This is a genomic window from Kitasatospora sp. YST-16, assembly GCF_026802215.1.
Taxonomy (GTDB): Bacteria; Actinomycetota; Actinomycetes; order Streptomycetales; family Streptomycetaceae; genus Kitasatospora; species Kitasatospora cineracea.
Genome location: NZ_CP113837.1, coordinates 2215089 through 2239305, shown reverse-complemented (window position 1 = coordinate 2239305; position 24217 = coordinate 2215089). Strand labels below are relative to the sequence as shown.

Genomic DNA, 24217 nt, shown 5'->3' with positions numbered 1-24217 from the left:
TACTCGGCCGGGTGTTCGTATCGATCTCCACCACCGGCACCGCCGAGAACCCCGCCTCCGACCTGGGCTTCCTGCTGCACAAGCACCCCGACAAGGTGCAGCGGTTCGCCACCGCGCACGGCACGGCACACGTCTTCTACCCCGAGGCCGGGGAGCAGGCGTGCACCGCCGCGCTGCTGCTGGAAATCGACCCCACCGCGCTGCTCCGCCAAGGCCGCGGCAAGGGCCGGTCCGGCTCGCCCGACCTCGCGCTCGCCCAGTACGTCAACGACCGCCCGTACGCCGCCTCCTCGCTGCTCGCGGTGGCGCTGCGCACGGTCTACCGGTCCGCGATGAAGGGCGAGTGCGCGCACCGGCCCGAACTGCCCGGCCGGGCGCTGCCGCTGCGGATCGCGCTGCCCGCCGTCCCGGTGGCCGGCGGCGACGGCCCCGGGCTGGTGGAGCGGCTGTTCGCCCCGCTGGGCTGGCAGGTCGACGCGCGGCCCGTCCCGCTGGACGAGTCCTTCCCCGAGTGGGGCGACTCCCGGTACGTGCGGCTCGAACTGACCGGCACCCTGCGGCTCGCCGACGCGCTGCAGCACCTCTACGTGCTGCTGCCGGTCCTCGACGGGTCCAAGCACTACTGGGTCGCCCCCGACGAGGTCGACAAGCTGCTCGCGGCCGGCCAGGGCTGGCTCGCCGACCACCCCGAACGGGCCCTGATCATCCGCCGCTACCTCTCCCGCCGCTGGTCGCTGACCAGGCTCGCCACCGAGCGCCTGGCGCTGGCCCGGCTGGCCGAGGCCGACGACCGCGAGGCCGAGGAGATCGATAACGCCGTCCCGGACGTCCCGGACGCTCCGGAGACCGCAGACATCGCAGATGTCACGACTGTCACGACTGTCACGGCTACCGCTGAGGAGGTGAACGTCACCGGACCGACCGGACCGATCACGGCGGTGGCGGAGACCGCCGGTGCTGCGGAGGACGGCCGGGAGCGCGGGGAGTCGCTCGCCGCGCAGCGGCGGACGGCGATCCTGGCGGCGCTGGCCCGCACCGGCGCGGCCCGGGTGCTCGACCTGGGCTGCGGGCAGGGCGAGTTGGTGGGCGCGCTGCTCAAGGAACCGCGGGTGACCGAGGTGCTCGGGGTGGACGTGTCCTCCCTCGCGCTGACGATCGCCGCCCGCCGGCTGCGGCTGGACCGGCTGCCGGAGCGTCAGGCCCGCCGGGTGAAGCTGGTCCAGGGTGCGCTGACGTACACCGACGCCCGGCTGAAGGGCTACGACGCGGCGGTGCTGTGCGAGGTCATCGAGCACCTCGACCTGCCCCGGCTGCCCGCGCTGGAGTACGCCGTGTTCGGCGTGGCCCGGCCCGGTGCGGTCGTGGTCACCACTCCGAACGCTGAGTACAACGTCCGCTGGGAGACCCTGCCCGCCGGGCACAAGCGGCACGACGACCACCGCTTCGAGTGGAGCCGCGCCGAGTTCGCGGCCTGGACGGAGCAGGTCGCGGCCGACTACGGCTACACCGTCGAACTGGAGCCGGTCGGTCCGGTCGACCCCGAGGTCGGCGCACCCACCCAGCTCGCGCACTTCCGCCTCGCCGAACCCGCCACCACTGAACCCGTCGCCACCACTGAACCCGCCACCGCCGAACCCGACGCCGCTGGACCCGCTGTCACCGGCACCCCGTCGCACGACCACGCCCCGGAAGGGAGCGCCCACCGATGACCACCGAAACCCCGGAGCCGACCCCTGCCCGGGCCGGCCGCCGACTGCCCGTCACCGATGTCTCGCTGGTGGTGCTGATCGGCAGCACCGGCTCCGGCAAGTCCAGCTTCGCCCGCAGGCACTTCAAGCCCACCGAGGTGGTCTCCTCCGACTCCTGCCGGGGGCTGGTCGCCGACGACGAGAACGACCAGTCCGCCTCCGCCGACGCCTTCGACGTGCTGCACTACATCGTCGGCAAGCGGCTCGCGGCGGGCCGGCTCACCGTGGTCGACGCCACCAACGTCCAGCAGGAGAGCCGCCGCCAGCTGCTCGCCATCGCCCGGGAGCACGACGTGCTGCCGATCGCCATCGTGCTGGACGTCCCGGCCGAGGTGTGCGCCGAGCGCAACCGGGCCAGGCCGGACCGGCAGCTGCCGGCGCACGTGATCCCCCGTCACCAGCGCGAGCTGCGCCGCTCGCTGCGCGGGCTGGAGCGCGAGGGCTTCCGCAAGGTGCACGTGCTGCGCGGCGTCGAGGAGGTCGAGCGCGCCGAGATCGTCCCGGAGAAGCGGTACAACGACCTGCGGCACCTGACCGGCCCGTTCGACGTCGTCGGCGACATCCACGGCTGCCGCTCCGAGCTGGAGACCCTGCTCGGCCGGCTCGGCTACCGGATCACCCGCGACGAGCAGGGCCGCGCCGTGGACGCCGCGCACCCCGAGGGCCGCACCGCGGTCTTCGTCGGCGACCTGGTCGACCGCGGCCCGGACACCCCGGGCGTGCTGCGCCTGGTGATGGGCATGGTCGAGGCCGGCCACGCCCTCTGCGTCCCCGGCAACCACGAGAACAAGCTCGGCCGCTGGATGGGCGGCCGCAAGGTCACCGTCTCGCACGGCCTGCAGGAGTCGATCGACCAGCTGTCCGCCGAGAGCGACGAGTTCCGGGCCCGGGTGCGGGAGTTCATGCGCGGCCTGGTCAGCCACTACCTGCTGGACGGCGGCGCGCTGGTGGTCTGCCACGCCGGCCTGCCGGAGAAGTACCACGGCCGGGCCTCCGGCCGGGTCCGCTCGCACGCGCTGTACGGCGACACCACCGGCGAGACCGACGAGTACGGCCTGCCGGTGCGCTACCCGTGGGCCGAGGAGTACCGCGGCCGCGCCCTGGTGGTCTACGGCCACACCCCGGTGCCGGTGGCGAGCTTCCTCAACAACACCATCTGCCTGGACACCGGCTGCGTGTTCGGCGGCAGCCTGACCGCGCTGCGCTACCCGGAGCGGGAGATCGTCGCCGTCCCGGCCGAGCAGGAGTGGTACGAGCCGGTCCGCCCGATGCACACCGACGCGCCCGGCGGCCGCGAGGGCCGTCCGCTCGACCTGGCCGACGTGGCCGGCCGCCGGGTGGTGGAGACCGCCCGGTTCGGCAACGTCGCCGTCCGGGAGGAGAACGCCGCCGCCGCACTGGAGGTGATGAGCCGCTTCGCGCTCGACCCGAGGCTGCTCGCCTACCTGCCGCCCACCATGGCCCCCTCGCCGACCTCCCGGCGCGAGGGCTTGCTGGAGCACCCCGAGGAGGCGTTCTTCGCCTACCGGCACGACGGGGTGCAGCAGGTGGTCTGCGAGGAGAAGCACATGGGCTCGCGGGCCGTCGTCCTGGTCGCCCGGGACGGGGCCGCCCTGGAGAAGCGCTTCGGCCTGCCCGGCCCCGGCGCGATCTGGACCAGGACCGGCCGCGCCTTCCTCAACGACCAGCAGCTCACCGGGGCGATCCTCGACCGGCTGCGGGCCGCCGCCGAGGACGCCGGCCTGTTCGACGAACTCGACACCGGCTGGCTGCTGCTGGACGCCGAGCTGCTGCCCTGGTCGCTCAAGGCGGTCGAACTGCTGCGCCGCCAGTACGCCGCCGTCGGCGCGGCCGCCGGGGCCGCCCTGCCCACCGCGCTCGACGCCCTCGCCCGGGCCGCCGACCGCGGGATGGACGTGGCGGAGCTGACGGTCCGCCAGCAGGAGCGGGCCGAGGACGCCCGGTCCTTCACCGAGGCGTACCGGCGCTACTGCTGGCCGACCGAGGGCCTCGAAGGCATCCGGCTGGCCCCGTTCCAGCTGCTCGCCGCCGAGGGCGCCAACCTGGCGCTGCGCCCGCACACCGAGCACCTCGCCCTGATCGACCGGCTGGTGGAGGCCGACCGGCTGGCCGCCGACCGGGCGGCCGTGGAGCCGGTGCTGCACCGCACCGGGCGGCTGCTGGTCGACACCGGGGACGAGTCCTCGGTCGCCGCCGCCGTCGCCTGGTGGGAGGAGCTGACCGGGGCCGGCGGCGAGGGCGTGGTGGTCAAGCCGGTCGACCCGCTGCACCGGGACGGCTCCGGGCGGCTGGTCCAGCCCGGGCTGAAGGTCCGCGGCCGCGAGTACCTGCGGATCATCTACGGCCCGGACTACACCCGGCACCTGGACCGGCTGCGCCAGCGCTCGCTCGGCCACAAGCGCTCGCTCGCCCTGCGCGAGCACGCGCTCGGCCTGGAGTCGCTGGACCGGCTGGCGGCCGGCGAGCCGCTGTGGCGGGTGCACGAGGCGGTGTTCGCGGTGCTGGCCCTGGAGTCAGAACCGGTCGACCCCCGGCTCTGACCCCGCAGCGACCCGGGCCCCGGGCAAACCCCGGGGCCCGGAGGGCTCGGGGGCCCGGACGGCCTGGAGCGGGCCGTCCGGGCCCCGGCAACGCGTCGGCCATCACAGTGTTGCATGAATATTCGAATCCTCGTATACACTTCCCGTCTCAGTCCGTTGATCGACCCAGGAGACCGGTATGGCGTTCAACCTCCGGAACAGGCACTTCCTCAAGGAGCTCGACTTCACTCCCCAGGAGTTCCGCCACCTGGTCGACCTGGCGGCCCAGCTGAAGGCCGCCAAGTACGCGGGCACCGAGCAGCCCCGGCTGCGCGGCAAGAACATCGCGCTGATCTTCGCCAAGACCTCCACCCGCACCCGCTGCGCCTTCGAGGTGGCCGCCCACGACCAGGGCGCGTCCACCACCTACCTGGACCCGGCCGGGTCGCAGATGGGGCACAAGGAGTCGATCAAGGACACCGCGCGGGTGCTGGGCCGGATGTTCGACGGCATCGAGTACCGCGGCGACGGGCAGGAGATCGTCGAGGAGCTGGCCGCGCACGCGGGCGTCCCGGTCTGGAACGGCCTGACCGACGAGTGGCACCCGACCCAGATGCTGGCCGACGTGCTCACCATCCAGGAGCACTCCGGCAAGCCGCTGAACGAGACCACCCTGGTCTACCTCGGCGACGCCCGCTTCAACATGGGCAACTCGATCCTGGTCACCGGCGCGCTGCTGGGCATGGACATCCGGATCGTCGCGCCCGCCTCGCTCTGGCCCGCCGAGGAGGTCCGCAAGGCGGCCGAGTCGCTGGCCGGGGCCAGCGGTGCCCGGATCACCCTCACCGAGGACGTGGCGGCCGGCGTCGCGGGGGCGGACTTCCTCTACACCGACGTCTGGGTGTCGATGGGCGAGCCCAAGGAGGTCTGGGCCGAGCGGATCGCGCTGCTGAAGCCCTACCAGGTCTCGATGGACACGGTGCGCGCCACCGGGAACCCGGCGGTCAAGTTCCTGCACTGCCTGCCCGCGTTCCACGACCTCGGCACCGAGGTCGGCCGGCAGATGCACGAGCTCACCGGCATGTCGGAACTGGAGTGCACCGACGAGCTGTTCGAGTCGGCGCACTCGGTGGTCTTCGACCAGGCCGAGAACCGGCTGCACACCATCAAGGCCGTGATGGTGGCGACCCTCGGGTCCTGAGGGGTCTCGGGTCCTGAGGGCCTCAGAAGTCGACGTCCACGCAGGCCGCCCGGTCGGCCGCGGCGTGCGGACCGGCGGGCGTGCCCGCGTGCAGCACCAGCGAGTGCGCCTCGTCGGGCCGGAACTCCCACGGGACGGCCGCCGAGGCGGTGCCGGACCCGTCCGGGGCGGTGCGCACGGTCATCCGCACCTCGTTGTCGGCGGCGTCCGACCCGGCCACCTGCTGGTAGTGCGGCCCGGAGGACGCCGGGTCGGAGCCGCAGCGCCCGGTGTGCACGTGCGCGGGGAACTCGTGCGCACCGGCCACCCCGGCGAGTTCCAGCGTGACGGAGGTGTGCCCGGCCGCGCGGCCGACCGTGACCCGCACCTGCGAGCCGTACGGCACCAGGTCGGGCGCGTGGGTGATCGCCCGGGCCGGGACGAAGCCGTCCGCCCGGTCGAACCGGGTGTCCACCACCCGGTCGGTCCCGGGAGCGCCGGCGGCCCCGGAGGCACCGGCCGGTCCGGGAGCACCGGCCGGGCCCTGGGCGGCGGGCGGAGCGATCGGCAGCAGGGCGAGCGGCACCAGCAGCGCACCGGCAGCGGAGGACAGGGGCATCGCGGACCTTCCGACGGGCCGTCAGGGAGAACAACACCCGACACGGTGGCCGCCCCCGCCCCGCCGCGCACGCCGCCGTGCCGCACCGCCACCCGCAGTCACCCGTACGGGAACCGGCACTCGAACAGCACCGCTACGGCCAGCCGGCCCGTCCGGTCCCGACTCGTCCGGTCCCATTCCGTCCCGACCCAGGCCGTCCCGCCGCCCGGTCGGCCATCGGGCAGTCAGCCCGTCGCCGTGATGCCGCGGATCTCGCAGCGCGGGCCGCTGGCGCGCATCAGGCGCAGGTCGGCGGTGATCAGCGGGGCGTGGTGGTGCTCGGCGACCGCGACGTAGGCGGCGTCGTCCGGGGTCAGGTTGTCCTTGAGCTCCCAGATCCGGCCGAGCAGCGGGGCGACCTCCACCTTGCGGATGGCGAGTCCGGGCAGTCGGCGGGTCAGGGCGGTGACCTCTTCGGCCGTCAGTTCCTTGGCGAGGTACAGCCCGCGCAGCGACTGCATCACCTCGATCACCACGTGCTCGGGCGCCACCCACTCGGGGTCGGCGGCCAGCGCGGCCCGGGCGGCGTCGCCCCGGGGGCCCCGGTCGGCGAGCGACAGCACCACTGCGGAAGCGTCCACCACGATCATTCGGCTCACGCTAGTCCGTTCGCCCCGGCCGCCCCGCCACCGGGGTGCTCATCCGCCGCCGACCGGGCCCGCCGAGCCGCCCGCCCCGCCATCCGCCGCGTTCGGCGGCCGGGTGGCGGAAGGGGCGGCGGACGGGAAGGCGGAGGGGCCGGTGGTGGCGGGCGGGCTCGTGTCGGCCGTCAGGGCCCGCTGCCGGGCGGACTCCCGGGCCTGCTCCTCCTCGGTGCTAGGCAGCGCGTCCAGTCCGGCGGCGACCTTGGCGAGCCGGTTGCGGTCCAACGGCGGGTCGCCGCCCTCCGGGCCGGTGGCGGTCAGGACGGTCCGGACGCCGTGGTGGTCGAGCAGGTCCGCCCGGTAAGTGGTCCGGTGCTGCTGGTCGGAGAGTGCGAGCAGCACGCCGTTGGTGTCCTTGCCGGTGACCGGGGCGCACTCCTCGGTGTCCCGGTGGTCGCGGCAGTCGTAGCTCTCGCCGGCGCCCCGCGGCGTCCCGCCGGGCTGCTGCACGCGCACCTCGACCGTCCCGGCGTCCGCGCCGGAGGCGGTGCGGAACCGGGCCCGGACGGTGTCGGTCCGCGTGCCGTCGGCGGTCGAGCCCTCCTCGCTCCAGCTGTCGAGGACCAGGTCCGGGACGAACACCAGCAGCCGGTCGAGCACCACGGGCCTGGCCTTGGTGACCGAGGGCGCGGGGACGGCGGACGGCCCACCGGATCCGGGCCCGAGTCCGGATCCGGATCCGGGCCGGGCGGCCGCCACCGCGGACGGCCCGGGGCCCGCGCCGGGGCGCAGCAGCAGCCCGCCGCCCACCGCGAGCGCGGCGACCACGGCGACCGCCCCGGCCAGCGCGAGCCGCCGCCGCACCCGGATGGCCCGCCCCTCGGCGGTGGCCCCGGCGACCAGCAGGCCGAGGTCGGGCGCGCTGCCACCGACCGCCCGCACGAAGACGTCGCTCAGCTCCTGCTCGGGCATCGGGAGGTTTCTCGCTCTCTGACGGTCGGTGCGGTCGGTGCGGAGGTCAATGCGGTCAATACGGCCGGTGCGGCGGTCAGTGCGGTCACGGCACCAGGCTGTCCAGGTGCGGGGCGAGCTGGCGGCGCAGCCTGGTCAGGGCGCGCAGGGCGCGGACCCGGACGGTGCCGGGGGAGAGCTGGAGTTCGGCGGCGGTCTCGTCGACGCTCCGGTCCTCCCAGTAGCGCAGCACCAGCACCGCCCGGTCCTTGGGCGGCAGTTCGGCGAGCGCGGCGAGCAGGGCGACCCGCAGCGCGGGGTCGTGGTCGGGGGCGGCCTGCTCGGGGACGCTGTGGAGCACGGGGAGTTCGGCGCTGCGGCGCAGCCGCCGGTGCGAGAGGTAGCAGCGGACCAGCACGGTGCGGGCGTACGCGGCGGGGCTCTCGGCGTGCTTGACCCGGTGCCAGGAGGCGTAGATCCGGGCGAGGGCGGTCTGGGTGAGGTCCTCGGCGAGGTGCCAGTCGCCGCACAGCAGCAGCGCGGTGCGGAACAGCGCGGCGCCCCGGGTGTGCGCGAACTCCTCGAACTCGCGCCGCTCCTCGGCGGCCCTGCGTCGTCCCACCACCACCCGCGCACCCCTGTCGCCGTCCCCGTACTCAGAAGACAGACGCGCGGGGCGGCCGGTTGCGTTACGCCCCGGTCGTGCTCGGGGGGTCGGGAGGTGCACCCTGGTGGGAAGCACGGCAGCGCGGTGGTGGGGCGAGCCGGTGGAGTGTGGGCGGAGCCCATGCACTATGGTTTATCTCGACATCGAGATACATTCCGCGTTACGATTTATCTTGACGTCAAGATACTTGCCGAGGGGTCCAGAGGTGCGGACCTCCATCATCGGCCCGGTAAGCGACAGCAGGCAGGTTAGCTAAGGCTTACCTTATCACCGGGTGGACCAAGAAGGAGTCAGTCGTGTCCGCGAACAGCTTCGACGCCCGCAGCTCGCTGCAGGTGGGCGACGAGTCGTACGAGATCTTCAAGCTCTCCGCCGTCGAGGGTGCCGAGCGGCTGCCGTACAGCCTCAAGGTCCTGCTGGAGAACCTGCTCCGCACCGAGGACGGCGCCAACATCACCGCCGACCACATCCGCGCCCTGGGCGGCTGGGACCCGACGGCCGAGCCGTCCGAGGAGATCCAGTTCACCCCGGCGCGCGTGATCATGCAGGACTTCACCGGCGTGCCCTGCGTGGTCGACCTGGCCACCATGCGCGAGGCCGTGAAGGAGCTGGGCGGCGACCCGTCCAAGATCAACCCGCTGGCGCCGGCCGAGCTGGTCATCGACCACTCCGTCATCGCCGACAAGTTCGGCACCCCGGACGCCTTCGTCCAGAACGTCGAGATCGAGTACGGCCGCAACAAGGAGCGCTACCAGTTCCTGCGCTGGGGCCAGACCGCGTTCGACGAGTTCAAGGTCGTCCCGCCCGGCACCGGCATCGTCCACCAGGTCAACATCGAGCACCTGGCCCGCACCGTCATGGTGCGCAACGGCCAGGCGTACCCCGACACCTGCGTCGGCACCGACTCGCACACCACCATGGTCAACGGCCTGGGCGTGCTGGGCTGGGGCGTCGGCGGCATCGAGGCCGAGGCCGCGATGCTCGGCCAGCCGGTCTCGATGCTGATCCCGCGCGTGGTCGGCTTCAAGCTGAACGGCCAGCTCCCGGCCGGCACCACCGCCACCGACCTGGTGCTCACCATCACCGAGATGCTGCGCAAGCACGGTGTGGTCGGCAAGTTCGTCGAGTTCTACGGCGAGGGCGTCACCTCGATCCCGCTGGCGAACCGCGCCACCATCGGCAACATGTCGCCGGAGTTCGGCTCGACCTGTGCGATCTTCCCGATCGACGCCGAGACCATCAACTACCTGAAGCTCACCGGCCGCGACGAGCAGCAGCTCGCCCTGGTCGAGGCGTACGCCAAGGAGCAGGGCCTCTGGCACGACCCGTCGGTCGAGCCGGTCTACTCCGAGTACCTGGAGCTGGACGTCTCCACCGTCGTCCCGTCGATCTCCGGCCCGAAGCGCCCGCAGGACCGGGTGGTCCTGGCCGAGGCCGCCACCAAGTTCGCCGAGGCGCTGCCGACCTACTCGGCCGAGGCCTCGAAGCCGACCACCGTCACCTCCCCCGACGGCTCGACCTACGAGATCGACAACGGCGCGGTCGTGATCGCCTCGATCACCTCCTGCACCAACACCTCCAACCCCTCCGTCATGCTGGGCGCCGCCCTGCTGGCGAAGAAGGCCGTGGAGAAGGGCCTGCACGTCAAGCCCTGGGTCAAGACCACCCTGGCGCCCGGCTCCAAGGTCGTCATGGACTACTACGAGAAGGCCGGCCTGCTCCCGTACATGGAGAAGCTGGGCTTCAACCTGGTCGGCTACGGCTGCGTCACCTGCATCGGCAACTCGGGCCCGCTGCCCGAGGAGGTCTCCGCCGCGGTGAACGAGTCGGACCTCGCGGTGGTCTCGGTGCTCTCCGGCAACCGCAACTTCGAGGGCCGGATCAACCCGGACGTCAAGATGAACTACCTGGCCTCCCCGCCGCTGGTGGTCGCCTACGCCCTGGCCGGCAACATGAACGTCGACATCACCAAGGACGCCCTGGGCCAGGACGCCGACGGCAACGACGTCTTCCTCGCCGACATCTGGCCGTCGGAGCAGGAGGTGGCCGACACGGTCGCCAACTCCATCGACCAGGACATGTTCGCCAAGGACTACGCGGACGTCTTCGCCGGTGACCACCGCTGGCAGTCGCTGCCCATCCCGACCGGCAACACCTTCGAGTGGGACGCCGAGTCCACCTACGTCCGCAAGCCCCCGTACTTCGAGGGCATGGCCAAGACCCCGAGCCCGGTGAGCGACATCTCCGGCGCCCGCGTGCTGGCCAAGCTGGGCGACTCGGTCACCACCGACCACATCTCCCCGGCCGGCAACATCAAGCCCGGCACCCCGGCGGCGCAGTACCTGACCGCCAACGGCGTGGAGAAGCGCGACTTCAACTCGTACGGCTCGCGCCGCGGCAACCACGAGGTGATGATCCGCGGCACCTTCGCCAACATCCGCCTGCGCAACCAGATCGCGCCGGGCACCGAGGGCGGCTACACCCGCGACTTCACCCAGGCCGACGCGCCGGTGTCGTTCATCTACGACGCCTCGCAGAACTACCAGGCCGCGGGCACCCCGCTGGTGGTCCTGGCGGGCAAGGAGTACGGCTCCGGCTCGTCCCGCGACTGGGCGGCCAAGGGCACCGCGTTGCTCGGCGTCAAGGCCGTCATCGCCGAGTCCTACGAGCGCATCCACCGCTCCAACCTGATCGGCATGGGCGTCCTGCCGCTGCAGTTCCCGGCCGGCGAGAACGCCGACTCGCTGGGCCTGACCGGCGAGGAGACCTTCGAGTTCACCGGTGTCACCGAGCTGAACGAGGGCCGCACCCCGAAGACCGTCAAGGTCAAGGCGGTCGGCCCGGCGGGCACGAGCACCGAGTTCGACGCGGTGGTGCGCATCGACACCCCCGGTGAGGCGGACTACTACCGCAACGGCGGCATCCTGCAGTACGTGCTGCGCAGCCTGATCGGCTGACGGCGCCAGTAGGCCGCGAGGGGCCGGACCGCATCGTGCGGTCCGGCCCCTTGTGCGTTTCCGGCCAATGGACTAAACCTCTCCCTCAGCACATGGTCCATACCAATTGACGCTGAATCGGAGAGATTCACGGAATGACCAGACGCACATCCGCGGTCCTCGCCGCCGTCCTGCTCGCCTCCGCCTCGGCCTTCGCGGCCGCCCCGGCGCAGGCCCACGAGAAGAACCACCGGCTGGAGGGCCAGCGGGTCGGCTACTTCACCCAGTGGGGCATCTACAGCGGCTCCACCGCCAAGAAGGTCCAGGACAGCGGCCAGGCCGGCAAGCTGACCGTGATCAACTACGCCTTCGGCAACGTCTCCGCCGACGGCACCTGCTTCGAGGCCAACGGGGCCGGGGCGGGCGACGCCTGGGCCGACTACCAGCGCCCGGTGGGTGCCGAGGAGTCGGTGGACGGCGTGGCCGACACCGCCGACCAGCCGCTCAAGGGCAACTTCAACCAGCTCCGCAAGCTCAAGGCGGAGAACCCGCAGCTGCGCGCGGTGGTCTCGCTGGGCGGCTGGAGCTGGTCCAAGTACTTCTCGGACGCGGCGCTCACCGACGCCTCGCGGAAGAAGTTCGTCTCCTCCTGCATCGACCTGTACCTCAGGGGGAACCTGCCGCAGCTGGGCTCCGCCGAGGGCGGCGCGGGCGCGGGCGCCGGGGTGTTCGACGGCATCGACATCGACTGGGAGTACCCGGGCGGCGGCGGTGACGGCGGCAACGTGGTGCGGCCCGAGGACGGCAGGAACTACACCCTGCTGATGCAGGAGTTCCGCCGCCAGCTGGACGCGCTGTCCGGCAAGAAGGGCCCGCACTACCTGCTCACCGCGGCGGTCCCGGCCGGTGAGTCGAAGATCGACCAGATCGAGGTCAAGAAGGTCGCCAAGTCGGTGGACTGGCTGAACCTGATGACCTACGACCTGCACGGCCCGTGGGAGGCGCAGGGGCCGACCAACCACGACGCCAACCTGTACGCGGACCGGGCCGACGCCTCCGGGCAGCAGCTCAGCGTCGACCGGGTGGTGCGGACCTACCTGGACCGCGGCCTGCCCGCGAAGAAGGCCGTGGTGGGCGTCCCGTTCTACGGCTACGGTTGGACGGGCGTGCCAGCCGGCCCGAAGGGCGACGGCCTGTACCAGTCCGCCACCGGGTTGTCCCGGGGCGGAAACCTGCCGTACAACCAGATCAAGGACCTGCCGGGCACGGTCTTCACCGACCGCGCGCACGGCGCGACCTGGAAGTACGACGGCACCGAGTTCTGGACGTACGACACCCCGGACCTGCTGACCCGCAAGGCCCGTTACGTCGAGCAGAACGACCTGGGCGGCGTGATGGCCTGGTCGCTGGACAACGACGACGCCCGGGGCACCCTGGTCGCCGCCCTGGACAAGGGCCTCCGGGAGGACTGACCGCCGTCGGGCGGTTCCGTGCGCAGCTTCGCACATCACGGTTCGATCGCCGTGTTGCGCGAAGCTGCGCATTTCTATGTTCTTGCGAGCATCAACGCGCTAGATTCCGGTGCATGCCTGGCGCGAACACGTAATCTGCAGGGTCCCTGCACATTGCACATGCTGCATCGCGGACAACGGTTCGACTGTCAGGTTTGTTATCAGACCCGCTGACTATTGCCGCTGAGTGAACAGTGGACTATACCTTTGCAGCATCATCACACCGCCTCTGACCGGCACCTTCGCCGCTGGGCACCTTTCGGGCTACGGGAGTTGACGATACGTCAGCTCCGGTCCACTTCTTCTGGAACTGAGGGGTTAGGGCACGCATGGGCTCTGCAACCGAGTACAACCGCCGCGACCTGTTCAAGCGCGCGGCTGCGATCACCGTCCTCGCGGCCGGCGGCACCTCGCTGCTCGCGGCCTGTGCCGGCGGTTCCGGCAGCGGTGACAGCAAGTCGAGCGCCGCGCCGTCGCTCGGCAGCGACAGCAAGAACCCGTTCGGGGTCAAGGCCAGCGACGCGCTGGACGTCGTGATCTTCAAGGGCGGCTACGGCGACGACTACGCCAAGGTCTTCGAGGACGCCTACAAGAAGGCGTACGCCGGTGCGAACGTCTCCCACCTGGGCACCCAGGAGATCAGCGGCAAGCTGCAGCCGCGCTTCAACGCCGGCAGCCCGCCGGACGTCTTCGACAACTCCGGCGCCCAGGCCATGAAGGCGGACGTCCTGGTCAGCGCCGACCAGCTGACCGACCTGACGGTCCTGCTGGACGCCCCGTACCTGGACGACCCGTCCAAGAAGATCCGCGACGTGCTGCTGCCCGGCACCGTCGAGCAGGGCACCATCAACGGCAAGATGTACTCGCTGAACTACGTCTACACCGTGTTCGGCCTGTGGTACTCCGCCAAGCTCTTCAAGGAGAAGGGCTGGACCCCGCCGAAGACCTGGGACGAGTTCATCACCCTCTGCGGCACCATCAAGGCCGCGGGCATCGCCCCGTTCGCGCACCAGGGCAAGTACCCCTACTACGCGAACTACGTCATCTTCAGCCTGATCGCCAAGCAGGGCGGCCTGGACCTGGTCAAGAAGATCAACGCCTGCGACGCGACGGCCTGGGACGACCCGGCGGTGCTGGCCGGCGTCACCGCGTTCAACAAGATCATGGAGGGCGACTTCCTCCTCCCCGGCACCAACGGCATGACCCACACCGAGTCGCAGACCGCCTGGTGCCAGGGCAAGGCCGCCTTCATCCCGTCCGGCTCCTGGCTGGAGAACGAGATGCTGGCCTCCACCCCGGCCGACTTCGACATGGCCTTCCTGCCCATCCCGTCGCTGCCGAACGACAAGCTGCCCGCCACCGCCCTCTGGGCCGGCGCCGGCGAGCCGTTCATGGTCCCCAGCAAGGCCAAGAACAAGGCCGGCGGCCTCGAGTTCCTGCGCATGATGCTGACCAAGGACGGTTCCTCGAAGTTCGTGGCCACCGCGAACTCGCTCACCGTCCTGAAGGACGGCGTCAACGCGGACGTCCCGCTCAAGCCGGGCACCAAGTCCTCGGCCGCGGCGGTCAAGGCGGCCGGCGACGTCACCTTCAACTTCAGCTTCCAGGACCTGCAGACCGCGTTCGACGCCGAGGTCGAGAACGCCACCAACGAGCTGGTCAACAAGCGCATCTCCCCGGCGGAGTGGGTCTCCCGCGGCAAGGCCGCCACCTCCAAGAAGGTCTGACCCCCCAGCAGGCCGACGGCTTGACACCGCAAGGCCGGGGCCCGCACGCGGGCCCCGGCCGTTCCACGCGATACCGCAGTTCCAGGCCTGTCTGACCACAGGCTGTCGGCGGACAGGAGCAGCTCCCATGCGACACCGTAAAACACCCTTCATCTTCGGGTTCCTCGTGGTTCCCGTCGTGCTGTACATCGCCCTGGTCATCTGGCCCTACCTGCAGACCTTCGGCTACTCGCTGACCGACTGGTCCGGCGCCTCGCCCGACATGAACTTCATCGGGCTGGACAACTACACCAAGCTCTTCCAGGACAGCGCCTTCCTCGACGCGCTGCAGCACAACCTGCTGCTGCTGATCGTGCTGCCGCTGGCCACCATCCTGCTGGCGCTGTTCTTCGCCTTCATGCTCAACGTGGGCGGCAAGAGCGGCACCGGCGGCGTGCAGGGCGTGCGCGGCTCGGCCTTCTACAAGGTCGTCTTCTTCTTCCCGCAGGTGCTGTCGGTCGCCATCCTGTCGGTGCTGTTCCAGGGCGTGTACCGGACCGACAAGGGCGGCCTGCTCAACGGCGTCCTGATCGCGCTCGGCATCGTCGACGAGAACCACCCCTGGGACTTCGCGTCCAATCCGACCTTCGGCCTGTGGTGCGTCATGGGCGTGATCATCTGGTCCGGCGTCGGCTTCTACCTGGTGCTGTTCTCGGCCGCCATGCAGAGCATCCCGAAGGACATCTACGAGGCCGCCCTGCTGGACGGCGCCAAGCGCGGCACCACCTTCTTCAAGATCACGCTGCCGCTGCTCTGGGAGAGCATCCAGACCGCCTGGGTCTACCTGGCGATCGCCGCGATGGACGCCTTCGCCCTGGTCTCCACCATGACCCCCGGCGCGTACTACGGCGGTGGCCCGGACCACCACAGCGAGATCATGGCGACCTTGCTGATGCGCAACTTCATCACCTACGGCAAGGCCGGCTACGCCTGCGCCATGGGTGTGGTGATCTTCTTCATCACCCTGGTCCTGTCCGTCGTCTCGCTCCGGGTCACCCGGCGCGAGAAGATCGAGTTCTGAGGTTCCCGGCATGAGCACCAACACCGACGCGACCACCGGAGTCCCGGCCCAGCGCAGCGGAGGGAACGACAAGCCGCGCAAGCCCGGCAAGAACCAGCGCTTCGCCGACGGCGGGGGAGTCCTCAACGTCTTCTCGCACGGCTTCCTGGCCCTGTGGGCCGTGCTGATCATCGTCCCGCTGATCTGGATCGTCCTCGGCTCGTTCAAGAACAACACCGAGATCGGCAACAGCGCCTGGAGCTGGCCCTCGCACTGGGGCTTCGACGCCTTCACCCGCGCCTGGGACAAGGGCATCGGCGACTTCTTCGTCAGCACCGTGATCGTGCTGGCGGGCTCGCTCACGCTGACCATGCTGCTCGGTTCGATGGCCGCCTACGTGCTGGCCCGCTACGAGTTCCGCGGCAACCGGGTCATCTACTACTTCTTCGTGGCCGGCGCGATGTTCCCGGTCTACCTGGCGCTCGTCCCGCTGTTCTTCATGATGAAGAACCTCGGCACCGTCATCCCGTGGCTCGGCCTGAACCAGTACGCCGGCCTGATCCTGGTCTACACGGCCTACTCGCTGCCGTTCACCGTGTTCTTCCTGCACTCGTTCTTCCGGTCGCTGCCCAGCGCCGTCCACGAGGCCGCGATGATCGACGGCTGCTCGCACACCCGGGCGTTCTTCCAGGTCATGGTGCCGATGGCGAAGTCCGGCCTGATCAGCGTGTTCATCTTCAACGTGCTCGGCCAGTGGAACCAGTACCTGCTGCCGCTGACCCTGATGCAGCAGCAGAGCAGCGGTGACCCGGACCGCTCGATGCTGGCCCAGGGCCTGATGAACCTGGCCCAGCAGTCCGGCTACGCCAGCGACTTCCCCGGCCTGTTCGCCGGCATGACGATCGCCATGCTGCCGGTGCTGGTGGTGTACCTGTCCTTCCAGCGCCAGGTCCAGGCGGGCCTGACCTCGGCCACCCTGAAGTAGCCGCAGTACCCTCGCACGTGGGGCAACTCCCTTTCCAGAGAAGGGAGTCGCCCCACTCTGCGTCACTGGGCGTCGCACTCCTGGGCGCGCAGCGCGCGGGCCAGGTCGTCCCGGCACTCCAGCACCAGCCGGCGCAGCGCCGGGGCGGCGTCCGGGCGGGTGGACAGCCAGGCGTCGGTGGCCGCCAGGGTCTCCGGGGTGGTCTGGTAGCGCGGGAAGAAGCCGCCGACGATCCGCATGGCGATCTCGATCGAGCGCTCCGCCCAGACCGTCTCCAGTGCCTCGAAGTACGGCGCGGCGTACGGCGCGGTCAGCTCCCGCTGCCCGGGCCGGTTGAAGCCCGCGATCTCGGCCTCGACCAGGGCGTTGGGCAGCTCGTCGGAGTCGACCACCGCGGCCCAGGCGGCGGCCTTGGCCTCCGGGGTGGGCAGCGCGGCCAGGCACTGGGTCCGCTGCCGGCGGCCGCCGGCGGTGTTGTCGCGCTCCAGCTCGGCGGCCAGCTCCTCGGCGGAGGCCCGCCCGTGCGAGGCGAGCGCCAGCCAGAAGCTCCAGCGCAGCTCCTGGTCGACCGTCAGGCCGTCGATCCGGCCGGTGCCGTCCAGCAGGCCGCGCAGCAGCTGCAGGTGGTCGGCCCGCTCGGCGGTGTCGGCCAGGAAGCGGGCCCAGGCCAGCTGGTGGTCGCTGCCGGGGGTGGCCTGCGACAGCTCGCGCAGCGCGCACTCGGCCAGCGCGGTGCCGTACTCGGCGCGCCTGGCCGGGTCGGCGTACACCGCCAGCGCGTCGCCGGCCTGCTGGTGCAGCGACTGCAGCACGCCGACGTCGGACTCCCGGCCGGCGAAGCGCAGCACCAGGTCGAGGTAGTCCCGGGTGGGCATCAGGCCGTCCCGGGTCAGGTTCCACACCGCGGACCAGGCCAGCGCCCGGGCCAGGCCGGGCGCGTCGGGCCCGGCCTCGTCGGCGAGGCCGCCGAGGCCGCCGAGGCCGCCGAGGCCGGTGCGCAGGGTCTCCAGCGAGCGCTCGTCGAACCGGACCTTGCAGTACGTCAGGTCGTCGTCGTTGACCAGCACCAGCGCGGGCACCGGGCGCCCGGCCGCCGCGGCGACCACGGTGCGCTCCCCGGCCACGTCCAGCTCGTAGCGGTCGGTGCGCAGCAGCGCGCCGTCCGCGTCCAGGTCGTACAGGCCGACCGCGATCCGGTGCGGGCGCAGCGGCGTGCCGTCCTGGCGGACCGCCAGCTCGGTGATCCGGCCCTCGGCGTCGTGCACCAGCTCGGGGGTCAGGGTGTTGACGCCGGAGGTCTGCAGCCAGGCGGCGGACCAGGCGCGCAGGTCGCGGCCGCTGGTCTCCTCCAGGGCGTCCAGCAGGTCGGTCAGGACGGTGTTGCCGAAGGCGTGCTTCCTGAAGTAGGCGCGGGCGCCCTCGAAGAAGGCGTCCCGGCCGACGTAGGCGACCAGCTGCTTGAGGACGGAGGCGCCCTTGGCGTAGGTGATGCCGTCGAAGTTGAGCTTGGCGTCCTCGAGGTCGCGGATGTCCGCGGTGATCGGGTGGGTGGTGGGGAACTGGTCCTGCCGGTAGGCCCACGCCTTGCGGCGGTTGGCGAAGGTGATCCAGGCGGAGCGGTACCGGGTGCCGGCGCCGATCTGCGCGTAGGAGCCCATGAAGTCGGCGAACGACTCCTTCAGCCACAGGTCGTCCCACCACTTCATGGTGACCAGGTCGCCGAACCACATGTGGGCCATCTCGTGCAGGATCACGTTGGCCCGGGACTCGTACGCGGCCTCGGTGACCTTCGAGCGGAAGACGAACTCCTCGCGGAAGGTCACGCAGCCGGGGTTCTCCATCGCGCCGATGTTGTACTCGGGGACGAAGCACTGGTCGTACTTGCCGAACGGGTACGGGTAGTCGAACTCCTGGTGGAAGAAGTCCAGGCCCTGCTTGGTGACGGTGAGGATCTCGTCGGCGTCGAAGTGCGGGGCCAGCGAGCGCCGGCAGGTGGCGGCCAGCGGGATCTCCAGCCGGGTGCCGTCCGGGAGTTCGCGGGTGTAGTGGTCGCGCACCACGTGGTACGGGCCGGCCACCACGGCGGTCAGGTAGGTGGAGATCGGCCGGGTCGGCGCGAACTCCCAGGTGCGGGCGGCGCCCTCGTCGGTGATCCGCTCGTGCACCGCGTTGGCGTACACGTCCCAGGCCGCCGGGGCGGTCACGGTGAAGGTGAACGGGGCCTTCAGGTCCGGCTGTTCGAAGTTCGCGAAGACCCGGCGGGCGTCGGCCGGCTCGTAGTGGGTGTAGAGGTAGGTCTCGCCGTCCGCCGGGTCGACGAAGCGGTGCAGGCCCTCGCCGGTGCGGCTGTACGCGCACTCGGCGACCACGGTCAGCTCGTTGTGCGCGGCCAGCACCGGCAGCGTCACCCGGGCGCCGTCGAACACCTCCGCCGGGTCCAGCGCGAGGCCGTTCAGCTCGACCGAGACCACCTCGGGGGCCAGCAGGTCGGCGAAACTGGTGGCGCCCGGCTCCGCGCAGTCGAACGAGATCCGGGTGGTGGAACGGAAGGTGGGCCGGCCGGGGTCGGCCGCCGCACTGACGTCCAGGTGGACGCGGTAGCTCTCCACCCGGATGATCGCGGCCCGGTCGCGGGCCTCCTCACGGCTCAGGTTCTTGCCCGGCACGTCGGCACTCCTCTGTACGGAACACACGGTTTCGGAGCGCTCATGGCACTCCGTCGTGGGCATCCTTTCACGCCCCCCGAGCTGTGCCATTGCACTGGAGGCGGAATCATCGCGGGCACCTTGCGGTTGGACCCCCGGGGGACTCCCGAACGCCTCCGCCCGCCGACCCGAAGGACGCCGTCAGTGACGACCGCAGACTCCCGCAAGATCGCCGACTTCTGGTTCGACCCGATCTGCCCCTGGGCCTGGATGACCTCCCGCTGGATGCTCGAGGTCGAGAAGCTCCGCCCGGTGGACACCCGCTGGCACGTGATGAGCCTGTCCGTCCTCAACGAGGGCCGGGACGACCTGTCCGACTTCTACCGGGAGATGCTGGCCGCCGGCTGGGGCCCGGTCCGGGTGCTGATCGCCGCCGCCCAGGCGCACGGCGACAAGGTGCTCGGCCCGCTCTACACCGAGCTCGGCACCCGCTTCCACAACCAGGGCCTGCCCAACAACCGGGAGACCATCGTCGCCGCGCTGCGCGCCGCCAACCTCCCGGAGGAGCTCGCCGACGCCGCCGACACCGACGCGTACGACGACGCGCTGCGCGCCTCGCACGCCGAGGGCATCGGCCTGGTCGGCGAGGACGTCGGCACCCCGGTGATCGCCGTCGACGGCCCGGAGGGCGACCGGGTCGCCTTCTTCGGCCCGGTCGTCACCCCCACCCCGCGCGGCGAGGCCGCCGCCCGGCTCTGGGACGGCACCATCCTGGTCGCCTCCACCCCCGGCTTCTACGAGATCAAGCGCACCCGCACCGCGGGCCCGTCCTTCGAGTAGCACCCCGAGCAGCACCCCCGCGGAAGGGGGAGGGAACCCCGCGCCCCGTCAGGGACGCGGGGTTCCCGCCGTCCCGGCCCCCCTGCTCCGCAGCGCGCCCGCCACGGCCAGCACCAGCGTCAGCCCGGCCGTGAAGTACAGCTGCACGCGGTTGGCGGAGTCCAGCGTCATCAGCACCAGCACCGCCAGGATCGCGGCCAGCGCCAGGTACGTCAGGTACGGGAACGCCCACATCCGGACGGGCAGTTCGGCCGCCGGGGAGCGGCGGCGCATCCGCAGCTGGGCCACGCAGATGAACGCCCAGACCACCAGCACCGCCGCGCCCACCATGTTGAGCAGCCAGGAGAAGACCGTCTCCGGCCACCAGTAGGAGAGCAGCACCGCGAGGAAGCCGAACCCGCACGAGGCCAGCACCGCCCGGCGCGGCACCCCGCCGGAGAGCCGGGCCAGCGGGCGCGGCCCGTGGCCGCGGGCGATCAGCGAGTGCGCCATCCGGGAGGAGCCGTAGATGTTGGCGTTCATCGCGGACAGCAGCGCGATCAGCACCACCACGTTCATCAGCTGCGCCGCCCCGGGGATGCCCAGCGCGTCCAGCACCGCGACGTACGGTCCCGGCTTCACCACCGCCGGGTCGTCCCACGGCACCAGCGTGACGATCACCGCCATCGAACCGACGTAGAACAGCGCGATCCGCCACATCGCCGTGCGCACCGCGATCGCCACGCTGCGCCGCGGGTCCTCGGACTCGGCGGCGGCGATGGTGACGGTCTCCAGCCCGCCGTACGCGAAGACCGAGGCGAGCAGGCCGGTGATCAGGCCGCTCGCGCCGCCCGGCAGGAAACCGCCGTGGCCGGTCAGGTTGGACAGCCCGGGCGCGGGGGTGCCGGGCAGCAGGCCGCAGACCGCCAGCACGCCGATCACCAGGAAGGCGGTGATGGCCAGCACCTTGACCGCGGCGAACCAGAACTCGAACTCGCCGAAGTTGCGCACGGCCGCCAGGTTGGTCAGGCAGAAGAACGCCATGAAGACCGCCACCCAGGCCCAGGACGGCACGCCGGGCAGCCAGCCGGAGACGATCCCGGCCGCGCCGATCGCCTCCACCGCGACGCCCACGCACAGCAGCACCCAGAACAGCCAGCCCACGGTGAACCCGGCCCACGGCCCGATCTCCCGGTCCGCGTGCACCGAGAAGGAACCGGAGGCCGGGCGGGCCGCGGACATCTCGCCGAGCATCCGCATCACCAGCATCACCAGCAGCCCGGAGGCGGCGAAGGCCAGCACCACGGCCGGCCCGGCGGCGGCGATCCCGGCGCCGGAGCCGACGAACAGCCCGGCGCCGATCACCCCGCCGAGCGCGATCATCGACAGGTGGCGCTGCTTCAGCCCGTGGGCCAGGCCCGCGTCCTCGGTGCCCGGCCGCGGGGCGGCCGCCGTCTCGGGAGTGGGGGTGCGGGTCATGCGGAAGGATCCAGACTGTTCGACTACCGGGCGCTTTCGCGGGGATCTGTCCACTATTCGGCATCTGTCCGGGGCCTCCCAGGGCGGTACCGCCATCCGGACGGCCGGGACACGCAGCGCGACGGGACGGACACCCGCGGTGCTGGTGAGGGCTCGGTCACAGGCCGGACCCGACAAGCCGGGACGGTCGGCTTTTGTCACGGCCGACGCGGCGGGAAGCACCTGACCCCGCGTAGGTTCACAGGTGATCACCCGCATCGGACCCCCGGGAGCAGCCATGGCCATCGCCGCGCCGACACCCTCCACCGCCGTCCTCGCCGACCTGCTGCCGCAGGCGTCCACCCGGCTCGGTGCGCGCACCCGCGACCTGGCCCTGGTGGCCGGCGGCGCCGCGCTGACCGGCCTGGCCGCGCAGCTGTCGGTGCCCGTCCCCGGCTCCCCGGTGCCGGTGACCGGCCAGACCTTCGCCGCCCTGCTGGTCGGCACCGCGCTCGGCGCCCGCCGCGGCGCCGCCGCGCTCGGCCTCTACCTGGCGGCCGGCGCGGCCGGCCTGCCCTGGTTCGCCGAGGGCACCTCGGGCGCCGGCCTGGCCACCTTCGGCTACGTGATCGGCTTCGTGCTGGCCGCCGCGCTGACCGGCGCGCTGGCCCGCCGCGGCGCCGACCGCAGCCCGCTGGCCACCGCCGGCGCGATGGCGCTCGGCAGCCTGACCATCTACGCCGTCGGCGTGCCCTACCTGGCCTTCGCCCTGGACGTCCCGCTGGCGAAGGCCGCCCACCTCGGCCTGTACCCCTACCTGGTCGGCGACGCGCTCAAGCTGGTGCTCGCCATGGGCGCCCTGCCGCTCACCTGGAAGCTGCTCGGCCGCCGCTGACGCACCGTCACCACCGCCGGGTCCGCGCCCCTGTCGGGGAGCGGGCCCGGCGGCATGTCACACTCGTGGGCATGCGCGTCTACCTGGGCTCCGACCACGCCGGATACGAACTGAAGAACCACCTCGTCGAGTGGCTGAAGGGGGCCGGGCACGAGCCGGTCGACTGCGGCCCGCACATCTACGACGCCGAGGACGACTACCCGCCGTTCTGCCTCCGGGCGGCCGAGCGCACCGCCGCCGACCCCGAGGCGCTGGGCGTGGTGATCGGTGGCTCCGGCAACGGCGAGGCGATCGCCGCCAACAAGGTCAAGGGCGTCCGGGCCGCCCTCGCCTGGAGCGAGCAGACCGCCGCCCTCGGCCGCGAGCACAACAACGCCAACGTGATCTCGGTCGGCGGCCGGATGCACACCGTCGACGAGGCCACCAAGTTCGTCGAGATCTTCCTCAACACCCCGTACAGCGGCGAGCCGCGGCACACCCGCCGGATCGAGATGCTGTCCGAGTACGAGACCACCGGCGAGCTCCCGCCGATCCCGGCGCACCACCCGCAGGGCTGAGCGGACGGGGGGACGCCCGCGCGTCCCCCCGCCCGAGGCGCCGTCAGAACCCGTGCGGCAGCCAGGGCTCCAGGCCCGAGCGGAACGCCGCCGCGGCCGGCTCCAGCGCCCCCGGCCGCAGCTCCCGCACCAGGCCCGCCGCGGCCAGCGCCGCCAGCGAACCGCCGCCCAGGTACACCGAGCCCAACTCGCGGACGTCCAGCTCCAGTTCGGCCGCCGCGTCGGTCCGCACGCAGGTGACCGGACCGCCCGGCGCGGCCGTCAGCCGCCACCGCCCCGCGTTCCACGGGCAGAACGCGTCGGTCACCTCCAGCACCACGTCCACCGCCGCCGGGTACCCCCGCGCCTCCAGCGCCGCCGGCAGGTCCACCAGCCGCACGAACAGGCCGTCCACGATCCGCGGCGCCAGGTGCCGGACGTCCGACACCAGGTGCAGCAGCGCGTCGTCCACCGGCAGGTTGTACGCCTCCACCCGCTCGGTCAGGTCCAGGTCCAGCAGGAACTCCCACAGCCGGGCGTACACCCAGGGCTGCTCCGCCTGCACCGCCCGCACCCGCACCACCCCGGCCGCGCCGCGCTCGTTCCACTCCGGCTTCACCGCGTACCGGGCGTAGCCCAGCAGTTCGCCGCCGTCCGGGTCCTCGGCCAGCACGCACTGCAGCGGCGAGTAGCCGTTCCGGTCGGCCGGCGGGTCCAGCACCGGCAGCTTCTCCCAGCCCGGCCGCCGCACCAGGGTGCCCGGCCGCCCGGTGGCCAGCCGGTCGTACAGCTCCTCGCAGCGCGCCAGCTCCGCCACCGGGTCGGCCAGCCGCAGCACCAGGCCGCCGCGCCGCTCCGGGGTGTGCACCCGGACCTTGCCGCGCAGCGCCGACACCACCGTCTTCCGGCTGCCCGGCCCGTACCCGAACCGGCCGTAGATCACCGGCTCGGACGCCGTCAGCACCGCCACCGGCTCCCCGGCCGCCCGCACGTCGTCCAACTGCCGGCGCATCAGCGCGGTCAGCGCGCCGCGCCGCCGGTGGGTCGGCAGCACGCCCACCATCGTCACCCCCGCGGCCGGCACCACCGCCCCGCCCGGCACCGCCAGCCGGAAGCTGAACGCCCCCGCCCCGCCCACCGTCCGCCCGCCCTCGCAGACCGCCAGCGAGCGCTCCACCTCGGTCAACTCCCGCCACAGCGCCCGGGCCTCCGGCGCCTCCTCGACACCGCCGAAGGCCACGTCGATCGTCCGGTACCAGCTCTCCCACTCCTCGGCGCGCAACGGACGTACGGTCAAGTCGGGGTGTCGAATCGTCATGCCGCCCTCCCTATCACCGC

Annotated in this window: 18 protein-coding genes; 11 read left to right on the top strand and 7 right to left on the bottom strand. The window is 72.0% G+C overall.

Going from position 1 to position 24217, the window contains the following annotated elements; all coding sequences use genetic code 11:
- Window positions 1–11: 11 nt before the first annotated feature.
- From OU787_RS10120 to argF, 3 genes are all read left to right on the top strand, one after another.
- Complete coding sequence (locus OU787_RS10120; RefSeq protein ID WP_268659151.1) at window positions 12–1709, top strand: 3' terminal RNA ribose 2'-O-methyltransferase Hen1; 1698 nt, start codon at window positions 12–14, stop codon at window positions 1707–1709.
- A complete protein-coding gene (locus OU787_RS10115) occupies window positions 1706–4309 on the top strand; it encodes a polynucleotide kinase-phosphatase (protein WP_268659150.1) in 2604 nt (867 codons plus the stop codon). The genes OU787_RS10120 and OU787_RS10115 overlap by 4 nt, the downstream gene beginning before the upstream one ends.
- Before the next feature lie 178 nt (window positions 4310–4487).
- Window positions 4488–5489 (top strand): ornithine carbamoyltransferase, encoded by a 1002-nt coding sequence (argF, locus tag OU787_RS10110; RefSeq protein ID WP_030458271.1) that lies wholly within the window; start codon window positions 4488–4490, stop codon window positions 5487–5489.
- Between the two features lie 22 nt (window positions 5490–5511).
- Here argF and OU787_RS10105 read toward each other — a convergent pair whose 3' ends face one another.
- From OU787_RS10105 to OU787_RS10090, 4 genes are all read right to left on the bottom strand, one after another.
- Window positions 5512–6087 (bottom strand): superoxide dismutase family protein, encoded by a 576-nt coding sequence (locus tag OU787_RS10105; protein WP_268659149.1) that lies wholly within the window; start codon window positions 6085–6087, stop codon window positions 5512–5514.
- Window positions 6088–6311: 224 nt separating this feature from the next.
- Window positions 6312–6716, bottom strand: a complete 405-nt coding sequence (locus OU787_RS10100; RefSeq protein WP_030458269.1) for a type II toxin-antitoxin system VapC family toxin — start codon at window positions 6714–6716, stop codon at window positions 6312–6314.
- Window positions 6717–6764: 48 nt separating this feature from the next.
- On the bottom strand, window positions 6765–7682 hold the full coding sequence (locus tag OU787_RS10095; RefSeq protein WP_268659148.1) for a hypothetical protein: 918 nt from the start codon (window positions 7680–7682) through the stop codon (window positions 6765–6767).
- A gap of 85 nt (window positions 7683–7767) precedes the next feature.
- On the bottom strand, window positions 7768–8289 hold the full coding sequence (locus tag OU787_RS10090; RefSeq protein WP_030458267.1) for a SigE family RNA polymerase sigma factor: 522 nt from the start codon (window positions 8287–8289) through the stop codon (window positions 7768–7770).
- A gap of 335 nt (window positions 8290–8624) precedes the next feature.
- On the opposite strand from OU787_RS10090, the gene acnA reads away from it, so the two are divergent.
- From acnA to OU787_RS10065, 5 genes are all read left to right on the top strand, one after another.
- Window positions 8625–11285 carry an aconitate hydratase AcnA gene (acnA, locus tag OU787_RS10085; RefSeq protein WP_030458266.1) on the top strand — a complete coding sequence of 887 codons (2661 nt, stop codon included), beginning with the start codon at window positions 8625–8627 and terminating at the stop codon, window positions 11283–11285.
- 134 nt (window positions 11286–11419) lie between these two features.
- Window positions 11420–12736: a glycoside hydrolase family 18 protein gene (locus tag OU787_RS10080; RefSeq protein ID WP_268659147.1), complete on the top strand. Its 1317-nt coding sequence runs from the start codon at window positions 11420–11422 to the stop codon at window positions 12734–12736.
- A 368-nt stretch (window positions 12737–13104) separates the two neighbouring features.
- Entirely contained in the window at window positions 13105–14502 is a 1398-nt protein-coding gene (gene ngcE, locus OU787_RS10075) for an N-acetylglucosamine/diacetylchitobiose ABC transporter substrate-binding protein (protein WP_030458264.1), read from the top strand.
- A 127-nt stretch (window positions 14503–14629) separates the two neighbouring features.
- Complete coding sequence (locus tag OU787_RS10070) at window positions 14630–15562, top strand: carbohydrate ABC transporter permease (protein WP_268659146.1); 933 nt, start codon at window positions 14630–14632, stop codon at window positions 15560–15562.
- Window positions 15563–15572: 10 nt separating this feature from the next.
- Window positions 15573–16526, top strand: coding sequence for a carbohydrate ABC transporter permease (locus OU787_RS10065; protein WP_268659145.1), 954 nt, complete (start codon window positions 15573–15575; stop codon window positions 16524–16526).
- Window positions 16527–16588: 62 nt separating this feature from the next.
- Here OU787_RS10065 and pepN read toward each other — a convergent pair whose 3' ends face one another.
- Window positions 16589–19192 carry an aminopeptidase N gene (gene pepN, locus OU787_RS10060; protein WP_268659144.1) on the bottom strand — a complete coding sequence of 868 codons (2604 nt, stop codon included), beginning with the start codon at window positions 19190–19192 and terminating at the stop codon, window positions 16589–16591.
- A gap of 183 nt (window positions 19193–19375) precedes the next feature.
- On the opposite strand from pepN, the gene OU787_RS10055 reads away from it, so the two are divergent.
- Window positions 19376–20011, top strand: a complete 636-nt coding sequence (locus OU787_RS10055) for a mycothiol-dependent nitroreductase Rv2466c family protein (RefSeq protein ID WP_030458260.1) — start codon at window positions 19376–19378, stop codon at window positions 20009–20011.
- A 48-nt stretch (window positions 20012–20059) separates the two neighbouring features.
- On the opposite strand, the gene OU787_RS10050 is transcribed toward OU787_RS10055, so the two are convergent.
- On the bottom strand, window positions 20060–21469 hold the full coding sequence (locus tag OU787_RS10050; protein WP_268659143.1) for an amino acid permease: 1410 nt from the start codon (window positions 21467–21469) through the stop codon (window positions 20060–20062).
- Between the two features lie 277 nt (window positions 21470–21746).
- Between OU787_RS10050 and OU787_RS10045 the strand changes: the two genes are divergently transcribed.
- A complete protein-coding gene (locus OU787_RS10045; protein WP_268659142.1) occupies window positions 21747–22343 on the top strand; it encodes a biotin transporter BioY in 597 nt (198 codons plus the stop codon).
- Between the two features lie 71 nt (window positions 22344–22414).
- Window positions 22415–22900, top strand: a complete 486-nt coding sequence (locus OU787_RS10040) for a ribose-5-phosphate isomerase (protein WP_030458257.1) — start codon at window positions 22415–22417, stop codon at window positions 22898–22900.
- A gap of 43 nt (window positions 22901–22943) precedes the next feature.
- On the opposite strand, the gene OU787_RS10035 is transcribed toward OU787_RS10040, so the two are convergent.
- A complete protein-coding gene (locus OU787_RS10035) occupies window positions 22944–24197 on the bottom strand; it encodes a GNAT family N-acetyltransferase (protein WP_268659141.1) in 1254 nt (417 codons plus the stop codon).
- Window positions 24198–24217: the final 20 nt, after the last annotated feature.

Excerpts from the sequence above, each read along its gene's own strand:
- OU787_RS10115 (WP_268659150.1), top strand. The coding sequence starts at position 1,706 with ATGACCACCGAAACCCCGGAGCCGACCCCTGCCCGGGCCGGCCGCCGA.
- argF (WP_030458271.1), top strand. The coding sequence starts at position 4,488 with ATGGCGTTCAACCTCCGGAACAGGCACTTCCTCAAGGAGCTCGACTTC.
- OU787_RS10105 (WP_268659149.1), bottom strand. The coding sequence starts at position 6,087 with ATGCCCCTGTCCTCCGCTGCCGGTGCGCTGCTGGTGCCGCTCGCCCTG.
- OU787_RS10100 (WP_030458269.1), bottom strand. The coding sequence starts at position 6,716 with ATGATCGTGGTGGACGCTTCCGCAGTGGTGCTGTCGCTCGCCGACCGG.
- OU787_RS10095 (WP_268659148.1), bottom strand. The coding sequence starts at position 7,682 with ATGCCCGAGCAGGAGCTGAGCGACGTCTTCGTGCGGGCGGTCGGTGGC.
- OU787_RS10080 (WP_268659147.1), top strand. The coding sequence starts at position 11,420 with ATGACCAGACGCACATCCGCGGTCCTCGCCGCCGTCCTGCTCGCCTCC.
- ngcE (WP_030458264.1), top strand. The coding sequence starts at position 13,105 with ATGGGCTCTGCAACCGAGTACAACCGCCGCGACCTGTTCAAGCGCGCG.
- OU787_RS10070 (WP_268659146.1), top strand. The coding sequence starts at position 14,630 with ATGCGACACCGTAAAACACCCTTCATCTTCGGGTTCCTCGTGGTTCCC.
- OU787_RS10065 (WP_268659145.1), top strand. The coding sequence starts at position 15,573 with ATGAGCACCAACACCGACGCGACCACCGGAGTCCCGGCCCAGCGCAGC.
- OU787_RS10050 (WP_268659143.1), bottom strand. The coding sequence starts at position 21,469 with ATGACCCGCACCCCCACTCCCGAGACGGCGGCCGCCCCGCGGCCGGGC.
- OU787_RS10045 (WP_268659142.1), top strand. The coding sequence starts at position 21,747 with ATGGCCATCGCCGCGCCGACACCCTCCACCGCCGTCCTCGCCGACCTG.
- OU787_RS10040 (WP_030458257.1), top strand. The coding sequence starts at position 22,415 with ATGCGCGTCTACCTGGGCTCCGACCACGCCGGATACGAACTGAAGAAC.
- OU787_RS10035 (WP_268659141.1), bottom strand. The coding sequence starts at position 24,197 with ATGACGATTCGACACCCCGACTTGACCGTACGTCCGTTGCGCGCCGAG.